11 protein-coding genes are annotated in these 15,957 nt (G+C 62.9%); 7 read left to right on the forward strand and 4 right to left on the reverse strand.

The genetic code is table 11. The features are described 5' to 3' along the window. The first annotated feature begins 97 nt into the window (after positions 1–97). The 4 genes from AC1RZR_RS19460 (at position 98) to AC1RZR_RS19475 (ending at position 7,328) form a co-directional block, all read left to right on the forward strand. Positions 98–2,881: a valine--tRNA ligase gene (locus tag AC1RZR_RS19460; protein ID WP_481825650.1), complete on the forward strand. Its 2,784-nt coding sequence runs from the start codon at positions 98–100 to the stop codon at positions 2,879–2,881. Between the two features lie 357 nt (positions 2,882–3,238). Next, positions 3,239–4,486: an outer membrane protein transport protein gene (locus AC1RZR_RS19465; RefSeq protein WP_477279107.1), complete on the forward strand. Its 1,248-nt coding sequence runs from the start codon at positions 3,239–3,241 to the stop codon at positions 4,484–4,486. Between the two features lie 291 nt (positions 4,487–4,777). Continuing rightward, positions 4,778–6,502, forward strand: a complete 1,725-nt coding sequence (gene ilvD / locus AC1RZR_RS19470; RefSeq protein ID WP_481825651.1) for a dihydroxy-acid dehydratase — start codon at positions 4,778–4,780, stop codon at positions 6,500–6,502. Next, positions 6,489–7,328, forward strand: a complete 840-nt coding sequence (locus AC1RZR_RS19475) for a tetratricopeptide repeat protein (RefSeq protein WP_481825652.1) — start codon at positions 6,489–6,491, stop codon at positions 7,326–7,328. Before ilvD ends, AC1RZR_RS19475 begins: the two co-directional genes overlap by 14 nt. A 48-nt stretch (positions 7,329–7,376) precedes the next feature. On the opposite strand, the gene AC1RZR_RS19480 is transcribed toward AC1RZR_RS19475, so the two are convergent. The 4 genes from AC1RZR_RS19480 to erpA all read right to left on the reverse strand — a co-directional run bounded on the left by AC1RZR_RS19480 (position 7,377) and on the right by erpA (position 9,319). After that, a complete protein-coding gene (locus AC1RZR_RS19480) occupies positions 7,377–7,694 on the reverse strand; it encodes a hypothetical protein (RefSeq protein ID WP_477279111.1) in 318 nt (105 codons plus the stop codon). 80 nt (positions 7,695–7,774) lie between these two features. Next, complete coding sequence (gene xth, locus AC1RZR_RS19485; protein ID WP_481825653.1) at positions 7,775–8,569, reverse strand: exodeoxyribonuclease III; 795 nt, start codon at positions 8,567–8,569, stop codon at positions 7,775–7,777. Between the two features lie 7 nt (positions 8,570–8,576). After that, positions 8,577–8,969 (reverse strand): VOC family protein, encoded by a 393-nt coding sequence (locus AC1RZR_RS19490; protein WP_477279115.1) that lies wholly within the window; start codon positions 8,967–8,969, stop codon positions 8,577–8,579. A 2-nt stretch (positions 8,970–8,971) separates the two neighbouring features. Next, positions 8,972–9,319, reverse strand: coding sequence for an iron-sulfur cluster insertion protein ErpA (erpA, locus tag AC1RZR_RS19495; RefSeq protein ID WP_481825654.1), 348 nt, complete (start codon positions 9,317–9,319; stop codon positions 8,972–8,974). A gap of 82 nt (positions 9,320–9,401) precedes the next feature. Here erpA and AC1RZR_RS19500 point away from each other — a divergent pair, with 82 nt between their 5' ends. The 3 genes from AC1RZR_RS19500 (at position 9,402) to AC1RZR_RS19510 (ending at position 15,954) form a co-directional block, all read left to right on the forward strand. Continuing rightward, entirely contained in the window at positions 9,402–10,616 is a 1,215-nt protein-coding gene (locus AC1RZR_RS19500; RefSeq protein WP_477279117.1) for a deoxyguanosinetriphosphate triphosphohydrolase, read from the forward strand. 75 nt (positions 10,617–10,691) lie between these two features. Continuing rightward, a complete protein-coding gene (gene argS, locus AC1RZR_RS19505; RefSeq protein ID WP_481825655.1) occupies positions 10,692–12,449 on the forward strand; it encodes an arginine--tRNA ligase in 1,758 nt (585 codons plus the stop codon). Between the two features lie 103 nt (positions 12,450–12,552). Continuing rightward, the gene (locus AC1RZR_RS19510) at positions 12,553–15,954 is read left to right on the forward strand and encodes an SPOR domain-containing protein (RefSeq protein WP_481825656.1); all 3,402 of its coding nucleotides are present in this window, start codon (positions 12,553–12,555) and stop codon (positions 15,952–15,954) included. The last annotated feature ends 3 nt before the right edge of the window (positions 15,955–15,957 follow it).

Here is a 15,957-nt window from a genome sequence, read left to right on the forward strand (position 1 = left end):
CTGTAGTGACCCGAGGCAGCCCTTGCGGTTGACTTGATCAAAACCTTCCGATTTACACCGGACCAGCAAAAATCCCGACAGCGCGGACCATTTTCCCATGCTTGAAAAGACCTACGACGCAAAAACCGTCGAGCCGAAGATCGCCAAAGTCTGGGAGGAGGCCGACGCGTTTCGCGCCGGTGCCGGGGCCGAGGAGGGGGCGGAAGCCTTCACCATCGTCATCCCGCCGCCGAATGTGACCGGCTCGCTGCATATGGGCCACGCGCTCAACAACACGCTGCAGGACATATTGGTGCGCTTCGAGCGCATGCGTGGCAAGAATGTGCTCTGGCAGCCGGGCATGGACCATGCCGGCATCGCCACCCAGATGGTGGTCGAACGCCAGTTGATGGAAAAGCAGATCCACCGCCGCGACCTGACGCGTGAGCAGTTCATCGAAAAAGTGTGGGAGTGGAAGGCCGAATCCGGCGGCGCTATCTTCAATCAGCTGAAGCGCCTCGGCGCCTCGGCCGACTGGTCACGCGAGCGCTTCACAATGGACGAGGGCCTGTCCAAGGCCGTCCTCGAAGTGTTCGTCACGCTCTACAAGGAAGGGCTGATCTACAAGGACAAGCGGCTGGTGAACTGGGATCCCAAGCTGCTCACCGCGATCTCCGATCTCGAGGTCGAGCAGCAGGAGGTCAACGGCAATCTCTGGCATTTCCGCTATCCCATCGAGGGCCAGGTCTTCGATCCGGAGAACCCAAAAACCTTCATCACCGTGGCGACGACACGCCCCGAGACGATGCTGGGCGACACGGCCGTCGCCGTGCACCCGGACGACGAGCGTTTCCGGCATCTGGTCGGCAAGAACATCGTTCTGCCGATCGTTGGCCGCAAGATACCGGTGGTGGCGGATGAGTACTCCGATCCGGAGAAAGGCTCCGGCGCGGTCAAGATCACGCCGGCGCATGACTTCAACGACTTCGAGGTCGGCAAGCGCCACAAGCTGCCGGCAATCAACATCCTCACCGTCGAGGCGGCAGTAAGCCTCAAGGACAATGAGGATTTCCTTGCCGGTCTCGAGGTGACGCCGGAGCGCGAGGCGGTCTGGGATGAACTCGACGGCCTCGACCGCTTCGTCGCGCGCAAGAAGATCGTCGAGCTGATGGAAGAAGGCGGCTTCCTGGAAAAGGTCGAGCCGCATCGCCACGCGGTGCCGCATGGCGACCGCGGCGGCGTGCCGATCGAGCCGTTTCTGACCGAGCAGTGGTATGCCAATGCTGCTGAGCTCGCCAAACCGGCGATCGCCTCGGTGCGTGAAGGCCGCACGAATTTCGTGCCGAAGAACTGGGAAAAGACCTATTTCGACTGGATGGAAAACATCCAGCCCTGGTGCATCTCGCGCCAGCTGTGGTGGGGTCACCAGATTCCGGCCTGGTACGGGCCGGACGGACGCGTCTTTGTCGAGAAGACCGAGGAAGAGGCGCTGGGTGCTGCGATCGAATATTATCTGGCGCTCGAAGGACCGTGGAAGGCCTGGGTCGAGGACAAGCTCGAGAATTTCAAGCCGGGCGAGATCCTGGCCCGCGACGAGGACGTGCTCGACACATGGTTCTCCTCTGCGCTGTGGCCGTTCTCGACATTGGGCTGGCCTGATGAGACGCCCGAACTGAAGACGTATTACCAGACCGACGTGCTGGTCACCGGTTTCGACATCATCTTCTTCTGGGTCGCCCGCATGATGATGATGGGCCTGCATTTCATGGACGAGGAGCCGTTCCACACCGTCTATGTCCATGCGCTGGTGCGCGACAAGAACGGGCAGAAGATGTCGAAGTCGAAAGGCAACGTCATCGATCCGCTCGACCTGATCGACGAATACGGCGCGGATGCCTTGCGCTTCACCCTGACGGTGATGGCGGCGCAAGGCCGCGACGTGAAACTCGACCCGGCGCGCATCGCCGGCTATCGCAATTTCGGCACCAAACTGTGGAATGCGACGCGTTTTGCCGAGATGAACGAGGTCGCGCGCAATGACGATTTCTGGCTGAACGACGCCAAGCTGGCGGTCAATCGCTGGATCCTCACCGAACTGACGCGGGCTGCGCGCGAGATCACCGACGGCATCACCTCATACCGCTTCAACGAGGCGGCGGGCGCAGCCTACCGCTTCGTCTGGAACCTGTTCTGCGACTGGTATCTGGAACTGCTGAAGCCGGTGTTCATGGGCACGGACGAGGCGGCCAAGGCCGAAAGCCGCGCCTGCGTCGCCTTCGTGCTCGACGAGATCTACAAGCTCTTGCATCCGATGATGCCGTTCATGACCGAAGAACTGTGGGCGCAGACCGCTGGCGAAGGCAAGGAGCGGCCGTCGCTGCTGTGTCATGCCGCATGGCCGGCGCCGGACTTCGAGGACGCTGACGCCGCCGCCGACATCAACTGGCTGGTCGACCTCGTCTCCGGCATCCGGTCGGTGCGCTCGGAGATGAACGTGCCGCCGGCGGCAATCGCGCCGCTCGTCGTGGTCGGCGCCAACGACGTGACACGCGAACGGCTGGTTCGCGAGGACTCGGCGATCAAGCGGCTGGCGCGGGTCGGCGACATCTCGCTCGCCGATGTCGCCCCAAAAGGCTCGGCGCAGATCGTGCTCAACGAGGCGACGATCTGCCTGCCGCTTGGCAGCCTGATCGATCTCGCCGCCGAGGCGGCCCGGCTGCAGAAGGAACTGGCCAAGGTCACCGAGGAAATCGCGCGCCTGCACAAGAAGCTGTCGAACGAAAGATTCGTCGCCAGCGCGCCGGCCGAAATCGTCGATGCAGAGCGTGAAAAGCTCACCGAATATCGCGATGCGCAAGACAGGCTGTCGGTGGCGTTGACCAGGGTTCGCGACGCGGGTTGAAGGGAAGATTCGTGGGGCTTGATCCGTCTCGAAATCGGGGTTTTTTGCCTCGAAAATAGGCATTCCGCTGCGTTAATTTTGACGTAAACGGAAAGTTTTGGCCCCATTGTTGCCATAATGTAACAATGGGGCCCTGGAACCCCAAAACCTGCTTTTTTTGAGCCCTTTAGGCTGGCTTTTCTCCCGTTTTGAGGGCGACACACGCGCCAGAGGGTGTTTTTCGGCCTAACGGCAGCGGCTGCATTATGTCGAAAATGCGCTTGGCAAACATGTACATGTACGCCCCATAAATTCGTTATTGCACCGTTAACCTGAATTGGTTCTAGCTGGCTGCACTCGAATTCGGGGAGGACATTCATGACTATTTTGCGACTGAAAGCACTGCTGGGGGCGGGGTGCTTTTCGCTGGCTTTGATCGGGACGGCGATGAACTCGGCGCATGCCGGCGGCATTGAGCGCGGCGGCTACGACATCGACCTGCTGTTTGATCCGGCACCTTTCGCTACGGAAGCCGAATCGACCTTCGTGATGCCGCAACGCAAACTCAAGAATGCCGTGGACACCGACCCAAGCGACGGCGATTTGACGTTCCTGGGCAGCACGGCAAAGGACAGCAAGAGCTACTGGGTGCCGCGCATCGGCGCCAAGGCGGAGCTCGTCAAAGGCGTCGACTGTATGTTCGACTATTCCCAGCCTTGGGGCGCGCACACGAATCCGGGTCTGTGGGCCGGTGCCGAGTCCAACATGGAAACCGACATCAAGAGCAACAACTACGCCGGCACCTGTTCCTACAAGATGGATGCCGGTAAAGGTCAGCTTCGCTTCATCGGTGGTGTCTACTACCAGGAAGTCTATGGCTTCAAGGAAGACCTTGTGTCGCCGCTCGTGCCGGGTTTCCAGGGAACCGGTCGTGTTGATCTCAAGGGCACTGGCTGGGGCTGGCGCGCCGGCCTTGCCTATGAAATCCCCGAGATCGCGCTGCGCGCCAGCCTCGTCTACAATTCGCGGGTCAAGCTCGACAATATCTCGGGCACGCTGGACCTGACGCATGTTGGCATGCCAGTGCTGCCGATCTATGGCTCAACGCAGTACATGCCGGACACGGTCGAACTGAAGTTGCAGTCAGGCATTGCGCCCGGCTGGCTCGCCTTCGGCTCGCTCAAGTGGGTCAACTGGAGCCTGCTGCAGAGTGTTCCGATTTGCGTCCAGGGCACTCCCTCTGCGCTATGCGTTACCGGCGATGCCCTGCATTCAGGCCAGATCACCTCGCTGGACCTGATGTATCGTGACGGCTGGACCGTCACCGGCGGCATCGGCCACAAGTTCAACGATGAGTGGAGTGCGGCTGGCCAGCTTTCCTGGGATCGCGGCACTTCGCATGGCTACGGCTCACAGACCGATACCTGGACCGTGGGCGGCGGCGTCGCCTACACGCCCAAGCCCAACATCGAGGTTCGTCTGGCCGGCGCGATCGGCGTGCTGACCAGCGGCCACTCGGGAACGGTGGCTGGTGAGAACGGCTATGTGGCCGGCGAGGAAGTCAGCTACGACTTCGGCAACGATCTGGTCACGGCGATTTCGGGCGGCCTTAAGATCAAGTTCTAAGCCTCTGGAAAGTCGAATGAAAAGGCCGGGCAATGCCCGGCCTTTTTCGTTGAGCGACTGTGGCCCGGGTGTCTGAGCATCCAAGCCGCGTTGCATATAAGCCGCACCGCTTTGGCCTCGTGCGATTGTGACGTTTTGGCAACACTTTCTGAACAACCCCTGCGCTAGAAGTCAGGCCAAGGAAATTGCCCATTTCCCGCCATAAACCCGGCGCACCTCGATCTTGTCTCGGGACACGCGCCAAAAGGCTCGGCGATGGGACAGGCCGCACCGCCCGCGGCAAGGAAGAGTATGGACGCCAAAGTCATTTCCAAGGCCAAGCTCCCGAGCCGCCATGTGACCGTCGGTCCGGCGCGTGCGCCGCACCGTTCCTATCTCTATGCCATGGGTTTGTCGGCGGCCGAGATCGCGCAGCCGCTGGTCGGTGTCGCATCCTGCTGGAACGAAGCGGCTCCCTGCAACATCTCGCTGATGCGCCAGGCGCAGGTGGTCAAGAAGGGCGTCGCGGCCGCCAGCGGCACGCCGCGCGAATTCTGCACCATCACCGTGACAGACGGCATCGCCATGGGCCACCAGGGCATGAAGTCGTCGCTGGTGTCGCGCGAGGTCATCGCCGATTCAGTCGAGCTCACCATGCGCGGCCATTGCTACGATGCGCTGGTTGGGCTGGCCGGCTGCGACAAGTCGCTGCCCGGCATGATGATGGCCATGGTGCGTCTCAACGTGCCGTCGATCTTCATCTATGGCGGGTCGATCCTGCCAGGCAGCTATCGCGGCAGGCAGATCACCGTACAGGATGTGTTCGAGGCGGTCGGCCAGCATTCGGTCGGTACGATCGGTGATGCCGAGCTGCTTGAAATCGAGCAGGCCGCCTGTCCGTCGGCCGGCTCCTGCGGCGCCCAGTTCACCGCCAACACAATGGCAACCGTTGCCGAGGCCATCGGCCTGGCACTGCCCTATTCCTGTGGCGCGCCGGCGCCTTACGAGATGCGCGACCGTTTCAATTTCGCCTCGGGCGAAAAGATCATGGAACTGATCGCGAAAAACATCCGGCCGCGCGACATCGTCACGCTGAAGGCGCTGGAGAACGCGGCGACGGTGGTTTCGGCCACTGGCGGCTCGACCAACGCAGCACTGCATCTGCCGGCGATCGCGCACGAGGCCGGCATCAAGTTCGACCTGTTCGACGTGGCGAAAATCTTCGAGAAGACGCCTTACATCGCCGACCTCAAGCCGGGCGGCAAATATGTTGCCAAGGACATGTTCGAGGCCGGCGGCATTCCGCTGCTGATGAAGACGCTGCTCGACCACGGCTATCTGCATGGCGACTGCCTGACGGTGACTGGCCGCACTTTGGCCGAAAACATGCAGCACGTTGCCTGGAATGAACATCAGGATGTGGTCCGCCCGGCCAACAGACCCATTACTCAAACCGGCGGTGTCGTGGGGTTGAAGGGAAACCTTGCCCCCGAAGGGGCGATCGTCAAGGTCGCCGGCATGTCGGAGCTGAAGTTCTCCGGCCCGGCGCGCTGCTTCGAGTCGGAAGAGGAATGTTTCGAGGCGGTGACACATCGCAACTACAGGGAAGGCGAGGTTCTCGTCATCCGTTACGAAGGGCCCCGCGGCGGCCCAGGCATGCGCGAAATGCTGTCGACGACGGCAGCCCTCTACGGCCAGGGCATGGGCGGCAAGGTGGCGTTGATCACCGACGGCCGCTTCTCGGGCGCGACGCGCGGCTTCTGCATCGGCCATGTCGGGCCTGAGGCAGCCGTGGGCGGCCCGATCGGGCTGCTCAGGGATGGCGACGTGATTTCGATCGACGCGGTGAACGGCACGATCGAGGTGGCGTTGTCGGACAGCGAACTGGCGGCGAGGGCAAAGACCTGGAAGGCGCGCACGACCGACTATCAGTCGGGCGCGATATGGAAATATGCACAGACGGTTGGGCCGGCGCGCGATGGCGCGGTCACCCATCCGGGCGGTGCGAAAGAAACACACTGTTATGCGGACATCTGAGTTGTTGAGGTCGTCTGTCTTTTCGGCACTGGTCGTGTTCGCCACTTTTGGCGCGACCTTTGGCGCCGTGGGCCAGGCTATGGCCTTCGACGACAAGGTGTTCGACGACAAGACCGGCGTGAAGCCGCAATCCAGCCCATGGGCGGTGTTTCAGTTCGGCTTCTCCGCCTACAAGAACGGCCACAAGGAACAGGCCGCCGAGGCCTATAAATACGCCGCCGAAAACGGCCAGATCGGCGCCACGTGGAAGCTTGCCCGCATGTATGCCGAGGGCGATGGCGTGGCGCGCGATGACTACGAGGCGTTCAAGTTCTTCTCCGAGATCGTCGACCAGGATGTCGAGCCCGGCTCGCCCGAGGAAAGCTACGTCTCCGACGCGCTGGTGGCGCTGGGCGATTATCTGCGCAAGGGCATTCCCGGCACCCCGGTCACCGAGAACGAGGTGGCGGCCCAGGAATATTACATGCGCGCCGCCGCCAACTACCGCAATCCGAACGCGCAGTTCGAGATGGGTCAGATGTTCCTGAAGGGCGAGGGCGGCGTGAAGGCCAGCGTCAAGCAGGCCGGGCGCTGGTTCCAGCTTGCCGCCGAGAAGGGCCATGCCGGCGCGCAGGCGACGCTGGGCCATTTGTTGTTCCAGAGCGGCAAGATCGTTCGCGGCCTGGCGATGATGACCGCCGCGCTCGAGCGCGCTTCGCCGGCCGATCAGCCGTGGATCCGCGGCATGCAGGAAGAGGCATTTGCCACCGCCGGCGAAGCCGACCGCCGCACCGCGATCTCGCTGGCTGACGACATCCTCACCAAGGGCGGCAACGCAGACCAGTAGTCTCGCGGCCGCGCCGGCCTCACCAACAGCATTCGATTTCGATGTTGATCAGTTCTCGGTCGGTTCCGTCGGCACCATGCTGGGGGCCGGCGTCGAAATCGGCGTCACATGCAGATGAGGCGCCATCGTATTTGCGGGGCAGCTATCCCCGACCTTCGTCCACGACGTGTTGTTGAGCACCATGTCGCAGCGGGCCAGATGGCTCTGGTCGGCAATCGTCAGGCAGGCGACCTGGCCGACCTGGTAGGATTTTCCGTTGGCCAGGCATTCCTGATCGGCGAGGGCCGCTGCAGGAGCGGCCATGGCAAATGCCAAGCCGATCGGACAAAGAGCAATACGAATGGTCATGGGAACCCCGGCCGCCATGATGATCTCCCATCATGCGCCGGAATGTGGCTATATGAGGTCCAGCGCCGGCGGGTCCGGGGTCAGGAGGTGGCTCTCCCTCAGACAGGCTGGAGCGCGAGATCGATCGCCACCGGCACGTGATCGGACGGCTTTTCCCAGGCGCGCACATGCTTTTCGATCGTGGCGGAAGAAAACCGGTTGGCGGCTTCCGGGGACAGCAGCAGATGGTCGATGCGGATGCCGTTGTTCTTCTGCCAGGCGCCTGCCTGATAGTCCCAGAACGTGTAGGTGTCTGACACGTCGGTGACCGCGCGCACCGCCTCGGTGAAACCAAGATTGAGCAGCCGGCGGAAGGCTTGCCGCGTCTGCGGCTGGAACAGTGCGTCGCCCAGCCAGTTTTCCGGAAACCGTGCGTCGATCGGCTCGGGAATGACGTTGTAGTCGCCGGCCAGAACCAGGGCCTCCTCCAGCCTCAATCGTTCCTGCGCCCAGCGCTCCAGCCGCGCCATCCAGGACAGCTTGAAGGGGAACTTCTTCTCGTCATCGATCGGGTTGCCGTTCGGCAGATAGAGCGAGACGACGCGCAGCGCGCCCTTGTCGGTCGAGAAAACGCCTTCGATGAAACGCGCCTGCTCGTCGGCATCGTCGCCCGGCAGGCCGCGATTGACCTCGTCGAAGCGCAGTTTCGACAGGATGGCGACACCGTTGAAGCCTTTCTGGCCGTGGGTTTCGACATTGTAGCCAAGCGCCTCGATCTCGGCGCGCGGAAACTGGTCGTCGACCGTCTTGATCTCCTGCAGGCAGACGATGTCGGGCGCGCTCTCGGTCAGCCAATGGGTGAGGTTCCCGATGCGTGCGCGCACGCCGTTGATGTTCCAGGTGACGATTTTCATGACAGTCTCATTGTTCTTGCGGCGGGTGGCGTTCGACCAGGCCGATCGTATTGCCAGCCGGGTCCTTTAGGAAGGCCATCCATTCGCTTTCCCCCGCCGGACCGAACTGGCCTTCGGTGTCACGATGGACGAGCGTCGGCGGCGCGGTGAAGGGGACGCCTGCGGCTTTTGCCTCGGCGTGGAAATCGTCGAGGCCCGATATGTCGAGATAGACGGTTCCGGCCGGTATGCCGTCGGTGAACAACAGCCGCACATCGCCAGCCATGATGAAAGCGATGCCCGGCGGATCGAAGCGCGCATGCACGTTCATGCCGAGCACATCGCGCCAGAAGGCCAGCGTGGCGTCAAGGTTGCGCCCGGCCGACAACGCGATCTGACGGACCGCGCCGATTGCAGGCATTTCTATATGGAAAAGCTCGTGCCGCAGCCGCAGGAGGCGACGGCATTCGGGTTCCTGATCTGGAACGACTGGCCCATCAGGTCGTCGACGAAATCGATCACCGAGCCGCCCATATAGACCAGCGACAGATCGTCGATCAGCACCGTGGCGCCATCCTTCTCGATGGCGACGTCATCGTCGTTGCGCGTGGCGACCAGGTCGAACTTGTAGGAAAAGCCGGAGCAACCGCCGCCTTCGACCGAAACGCGCAGCGCCGTCTTGCCGGCTTCGCCAGAGACAATCTTGGCGATCCGCCTGGCGGCGGCCTCGGTCATGTCGACTTTCATGGCAGTCTTGGCATCCGCGCCCATGGGCGTCACCTTGCTTTCGGTTTCACATGATAGGTATGAAGCGCGAGCGGCCAAGTCAACCTAGTCAACTGCGGCATCGATCATGACCAACGAGTTGGGCGACATCGGATTCGGCTATCGGCCACGCGCGGCCTATGCCTGCGATCCGGCAAAGTCGCGCGGGCGGCTTTTCGACGAGGTTGAGAGCCCGACCCGCACGCCATTCCAGCGCGATCGTGACCGCATCATTCATTCGACGGCGTTCCGGCGGCTCAAACACAAGACGCAGGTCTTCATCGCGCACGAAGGCGATCATTATCGCACCCGCCTGACCCATTCGATCGAAGTGGCGCAGATCGCGCGTGCACTGGCGCGGGCGTTGCGCGGCGACGAGGATCTCGCCGAAGCGGTGGCGCTGGTGCATGATTTCGGCCACACGCCCTTCGGCCATACGGGCGAGGACGCGCTGAACGAGAAGATGGCCGCCTGGGGCGGCTTCGACCACAATGCGCAATCACTGCGCATCGTGACAAGGCTGGAGGCGCGCTATGCCGAGTTCGACGGGCTCAACCTGACCTGGGAAACGCTCGAAGGCCTGGTCAAGCACAATGGACCGCTGACGGACGCCAACGGAAAGGGTCTGAAAGGGCCGGTGCCGCAGGCGATCCGTGATTATTCCGAGCTGCACGACCTCGAGCTGGCCCGGTTTGCCGGCATCGAGGCGCAATGCGCGGCGATTGCCGACGATATCGCCTACAACACGCATGACATCGACGACGGGCTGAGGGCAGGGCTGCTGACGCTGGACATGCTGGAGACTGTTTCGCTGCCGGGAACGATCCTGAAGGGCGTGCGCGCACGCTATCCGGCGCTCGACGACGTGCGTACCGGCCATGAACTGATGCGGCGCCAGATCACCGCGATGGTCGAGGATGTCATTGTTTCCACCACTGCCAATCTGGAGCGGATCAGGCCGCGGAGCGCCGACGCGGTGAGGTCGGCCGGGGAGACGATGGTGACTTTTTCGACTGAAATGGCTGCCTTCGAGAAAGAGCTGAAGGCCTTTCTCTACAAGCATCTCTACCGGCACGAGGAGGTGATGCGGGTGCGCGCCGACGCCGAGCAGATCGTCAGAGACCTGTTCGATGCCTATTTCGCCGATCCGCGCGCCATGCCGGACGGCTGGCGCGAAGGGCTGGATCGGGCCGACGATCGCATCAAGGCGCGCAGCGTGACCGACTTCCTGGCCGGCATGACCGACACCTACGCACTCAAGGAACATCGGCGTTTGTTTGACCGCACTCCGGATTTGAGCTAGGGCGGGCTCGATTTTGCCGGCCAACGAGCCGGATTCGCTACAAAGCCGCCAGAGTCAGTCCCCAGAGTCACACAAATGAACATCTTCGCCGATTTCACCGCGCGAATCATAAAAGCCGTCGAAGCGCTTGATCTGAAAGACAATGATGGCGTTTCGCCGGACCTGTCGCGCATTGCCGTCGAACCGCCGCGCGACGCCAGCCATGGCGACCTGGCGACCAATGCGGCGATGGTGCTGGCCAAGCCGACCGGCCAGAATCCGCGTGCTCTGGCCGAAAGACTGGCGCAGGCGCTGCGTGAGGACAAGGACGTTGCCGCCACAGAGGTTGCCGGTCCCGGTTTCGTCAATCTCAGGCTCAAGGATGGCTTCTGGCAGGCGCATCTGACCGCGCTGCTTGGCGAAGGCCGCAACTATGGCCGCTCGACGGTTGGCGGCGGCAGGAAAACCAATGTCGAGTATGTCTCGGCCAATCCGACGGGCCCGATGCATGTCGGCCATTGCCGGGGCGCTGTGGTTGGCGATGCGCTTGCCAACCTGATGGCCTTCGCCGGCTACGACGTGACCAAGGAATACGTCATCAACGACGCCGGCTCGCAGATCGACGTGCTCGGCCGTTCTGTCGTGCTGCGCTACCGCGAGGCGCTTGGCGAGGATATCGGCGAGATTCCGGCCGGGCTCTATCCCGGCGATTACCTGGTCCCTGTCGGCGAGGCGCTGGCCAGGGAGTTCGGCCGCTCGCTGCTGCAGATGCCGGAAGACGAGGCCCTGGCCATCGTCAAGGACCGCACCATCGATGCGATGATGGCGATGATCCGCGAGGATCTGGCGATGCTCAACGTCCATCACGACGTGTTCTTCTCCGAACGCACTCTGCACGCCGACAACGCAAAGAAGATCCGCTCGGCGATCAACGACCTGACGCTGAAGGGTCATATCTACAAGGGCAAGCTGCCGCCACCCAAGGGCGAGAAGCCCGACGACTGGGAGGATCGCGAGCAGACGCTGTTCCGCTCGACCGCCGTCGGCGACGACATGGACCGGGCGCTGGTCAAGTCGGATGGTTCGTTCACCTATTTCGCCGCCGACGTCGCCTATCTCAAGGACAAGATCGATCGCGGTTTCGTCGACCTGATCTACGTGCTCGGCGCCGACCATGGCGGCTATGTCAAGCGGCTGGAGGCCTTAGCGCGCGCGATTGCCGGTGATAAGGTCAAGCTTACCGTGCTGCTTTGCCAGTTGGTGAAGCTGTTTCGCGAGGGTGAACCTGTGCGGATGGGAAAGCGGACCGGGAATTTTGTGACCCTTCGCGAAGTCATCGAGGAGGTGGGACGGGATGCCGTGCGCTTCATGATGCTCTATCGCAAGAACGATGCGCCGCTCGACTTCGACTTCGCCAAGGTGACCGAGCAGTCCAAGGACAACCCGGTGTTCTATGTGCAGTATGCCTCGGCGCGCTGCCATTCGGTGTTCAGGCAAGCCAGCGAGCAGCTGGGCGAGGCCAATTTCGATCGCAACAGCCTGGCGTCCGCGGGTGCTTTGCTGACTGACGAGGGCGAGATCGGCCTGATCCGCAAGCTTGCCGAATACCCGCGCCTGATCGAGTCCGCGGCCCTTGCGCTCGAGCCGCATAGGCTGGCATTCTACCTCTATGATCTGGCTTCCAGTTTCCACGGACACTGGAACCGTGGCACAGATAATCCGGACTTACGTTTTGTTAAGGTTAACGACCGACAATTGACGCATGCCAGACTAGGGCTGGTGCAGGCTGTTTCGGACGTTCTCACGTCCGGCCTGACGTTGATCGGAGCCGCTGCGCCCACCGAAATGCGTTAGGTTTGACTAAAAAACCTGTCACCTTTTGCCCACATTGCGCTGGTAAGGGCCAACCCTACGCGACGTCCATGGCGTCCGAATGAGTGCGAGTTCGGGAACAATAATGGCAGACAGAACCCAGCTGAGAGTAGCCGACAACAACGACATCGCTGACGATGATCCGTTCGCGGAACTGACCAGGATCATGGGATTCGACCCGCGCCAGCCGGTCAAGCCGCAAGCGCCTGTCCCGCCGAAGGCACCCGTCGCCGATCAGTCGGCGCAGGAGAGCGATTTCGATATTGACCTCGAGAAGGAACTGATGGGCGAGTTCGGCGCTGACGACAGCGACGCCGCTCCGGTTGCCGAGGCTCATGAGCCGACGTTCCAAACGACTGATGCCGGCGCGGCGGACGACGGCCTTGCGGTGTCGTTCGACGAAGATTTCCATCTGGACATTGCGGATGTCGACGACCACGCAGCCGTCGCCAGCCATGCGGATGTCGCCGGCCATGCGGATTTGGGCGCTGCCGAAACCGCACCAGCCGTCGAGCCGGCTTTCGGTTCTGATTTCGACAATGCCGTTGCCAGTTCGCTCGAAGACGTTTCGCCCTTCGAGGACGATCAGCCGATGGAGGATGAGCTTGCCGCGTCGCTCGATCAGGGCTTCCGGACTGACGAGGAAGCCGACGAGGTCCAGCACGCCGCGGCCATTGCCGACGCGCCTGCTTCGGTCGAGCCGGCCGCCGATCCTGAATTCAACGATGCGGTTGCGATCTCGCTCGAAGACGAGCTGATGCTCGACGACCATTGGGCGGCGGAACAGTCCTCCACCGCTGCAGATCCGGTCGAATATTCTGTGCCGGCGCAAGCGGCTGCGCCTGACGTCGAGGCGATCTCCGCCGAGCATTTTGCCGGTGATCTCGACGACGCCATGGCTGATGTCGACATGGATTTTGACAGTCGCGCGGATGAGCCGGTCGCATTCGATGAGCCGGAAACGCACGAGCCGGAAGCGGATGAGCCGGAAGCGCATGATGTGCGCGCCGATGCAGTGGACGCGAAGGGCGAGATTTCCAGCCCTGAAGGCGCGTCGGATGACGGGTTCGACCTGGACTTCGGCGACACGTTTGCCGAGACGGCCGAGGAACCGATCCCAGAGGTTGCAGCCGCTACGGTCCAACCGGCGGCGCCAGCTGCCTTTGTGGCCGAGCCGGTGCACGCCCCGATCGCGGATGAACGAAGCCTGGAAGACGAGTTGAATGCGCTGCTGGGTGCCATGACCACGCGCGGGGTGCCGCTGGCCAGGGAGCCCGTCACGGCTCAGCCGGCTGTCGCCGCCCAGCCGCCGGTCGCCGCAGTTGCAAAGACCACCGAGGAGCCGGCCGATATTGTTGGCGACCTCGAATGGAGTCTCGACGAACACGCGCCTGAGGAACAGCATCGCCTTGATGTTGCCCAAGCAGCCGATCCCGATCTCGACGATCAGCAGCTCGATGACCTTCAGGATCAGGATCTGGGCGCGGATGTCTCCGCGCAAGGTGATGTCGATTTCGACAATGATGCGTTCGACGCCGCTTTGGCCAAGAGCTTGGATGATTCCGCCGCTTCCCGGCACGATCAGGGCGGGTCCCCCGATTGGCTGGCAGAGCGTTCGACGTCGCCGGAGCCAACCCGCTCGTGGAGCCGCGTGACGCCGGTTCCGCAGCAACCGGCATTCAGCGCTCAGCCGACCGCTTCGATAGCACTAGCGGCCGCGGCGCCGGCAGTCACCGCAGCGCCGTCCTACCGTTCGACCGAGCCGGCCGAGACCGTCGCCTATGCAGCCCCTGTATCCGAGCCGCAGCCGCGACAGTCCGCACGCTACGAAGACGTGCCCGATGTCGAGACAGTCGACGTGCCCGAGCGTGTCGTGGCGCTGGCGGACGATCTCGACATTCCGGAGCTGCACTTCGAGGAAGACGAGCCGGCGGCGCCTGGCTATGACGATCTCGACGCGGAATTCTCCAGCCTTCTCACCGAGATGAATTCAGTGGAGGTCGCTCCTGCTCCGGCAAGCAGCGCCTCTTATAGCGATGAATCCTACAATGCCGGGTTCAATCCTGGCCATGAGGAACCCAAGCCGGCCTATGACGCGGTCAAGCCGGCCTATGACGGCGTCAAGCCGGGCTATGACGGGGTCAAGCCGGGCTATCAGCCGGAAGCGCGGACCTACACGGCGCGGCCGATGGAAGCGTCCGCCCGCGCGACAGCATCGGGCGCCTATGCCGATGCCGCTGAATTCGACCTCGATAGTTTGCCTGGCAGCCAGCCGGTTTCACAGGCGGACGATTTCACTGTCGACGACCTGGACTACGATCCCGACCTGGACGAGGCGATGGCTGTTCCGGGTTTCGGAGAGCAGACGGCCGCGAAGCCTTCGCGCGGACGTGGCCTGTTCATTGCCGCCATTGTCGGCGCGGTGGCGGTCGCTGGCGGCCTCGGTGCCTTTGCGCTGTCTTTCGGCGGCAAGGGCGGCAGCGAAGCACCGGTAATCGTCAAGGCCGACAACGCACCGATCAAGGTCAAGCCGGAAAATCCAGGCGGCACGGTGGTGCCGAACCAGGACAACAAGGTCTACGACGCGGTGGTCAAGGGGACGAAGCCCGCCGAACCGGTCCAGGAAAAACTGGTCACCAACACCGAAGAGCCGGTGGATGTGCAGGCGAAGGATCCTGCCCGCGCCATCGATCTTTCGACTGACCAGGATGCCGCGGCAGCTGGAACCGAGGACGGCAGCGCCGCTTCGACCGCCAGCGCGGCGCCAGCCGACGCCGCGGCGCCGGCGCCGAAATCCGAGGATCGCATCGCGCAGGTGCTGCAGGAAGCTGACAAGGGCACCAACGCCGATGTCGTCGCCGTCGCGCCGCGCAAGGTGAGGACCATGGTGGTCAAATCAGACGGTTCGCTGGTGCCGCGTGAGGACCCGGCGCCCGCGGCACCGCAAGTGGCGGCCGCTGAACCGTCCGACCCTGCGCCGCAGCATGTTGCTCCGGCGGCCCAGGCCGACGCGGACCAGACCGGCACCGTGGCGCCGGCCACCGCCCAGGCGGACGATGAGCCGGCCCTCAAGCCGGCGGCGACAGCCAAGCCCAAGGCAGAGGCCAAAGCGCAGTCGGCCAACACGCCGGCCAAGGTTCCAGTCGCGCCGCAGCGCCCGTCCGACCAGCCGGTGGATGTCGTAGGTGAGGTCAAGCCCGACCAGGTTGCATCCATCGATCCGGCTTCGACCGCGGTCGGTGGTGGTTCGTGGTCGATGCAGATCGCTTCGCAGCCGACGGTCGAAAGCGCCAAGTCGACCTACCAGGATCTGCAGCGCCGCTACGGCAGCGTGCTTTCCGGCCGCACCGCCAACATCGTCAAGGCGGAGATCGCCGGCAAGGGTACGTTCTACCGTGTGCGCGTGCCAGCACAGTCGCGTAACGACGCGATCAACCTGTGCACCAGCTACAAGGCTGCCGGCGGCAACTGCTTCGTCTCGCGCTAGCAG

This window comes from Mesorhizobium bavaricum, assembly GCF_056781655.1.

Excerpts from the sequence above, each read along its gene's own strand:
- argS (WP_481825655.1), top strand. The coding sequence starts at position 10,692 with ATGAACATCTTCGCCGATTTCACCGCGCGAATCATAAAAGCCGTCGAA.
- AC1RZR_RS19465 (WP_477279107.1), top strand. The coding sequence starts at position 3,239 with ATGACTATTTTGCGACTGAAAGCACTGCTGGGGGCGGGGTGCTTTTCG.
- AC1RZR_RS19460 (WP_481825650.1), top strand. The coding sequence starts at position 98 with ATGCTTGAAAAGACCTACGACGCAAAAACCGTCGAGCCGAAGATCGCC.
- xth (WP_481825653.1), bottom strand. The coding sequence starts at position 8,569 with ATGAAAATCGTCACCTGGAACATCAACGGCGTGCGCGCACGCATCGGG.
- AC1RZR_RS19475 (WP_481825652.1), top strand. The coding sequence starts at position 6,489 with ATGCGGACATCTGAGTTGTTGAGGTCGTCTGTCTTTTCGGCACTGGTC.
- AC1RZR_RS19490 (WP_477279115.1), bottom strand. The coding sequence starts at position 8,969 with ATGCCTGCAATCGGCGCGGTCCGTCAGATCGCGTTGTCGGCCGGGCGC.
- AC1RZR_RS19480 (WP_477279111.1), bottom strand. The coding sequence starts at position 7,694 with ATGGCGGCCGGGGTTCCCATGACCATTCGTATTGCTCTTTGTCCGATC.
- erpA (WP_481825654.1), bottom strand. The coding sequence starts at position 9,319 with ATGGGCGCGGATGCCAAGACTGCCATGAAAGTCGACATGACCGAGGCC.
- AC1RZR_RS19510 (WP_481825656.1), top strand. The coding sequence starts at position 12,553 with ATGGCAGACAGAACCCAGCTGAGAGTAGCCGACAACAACGACATCGCT.
- AC1RZR_RS19500 (WP_477279117.1), top strand. The coding sequence starts at position 9,402 with ATGACCAACGAGTTGGGCGACATCGGATTCGGCTATCGGCCACGCGCG.
- ilvD (WP_481825651.1), top strand. The coding sequence starts at position 4,778 with ATGGACGCCAAAGTCATTTCCAAGGCCAAGCTCCCGAGCCGCCATGTG.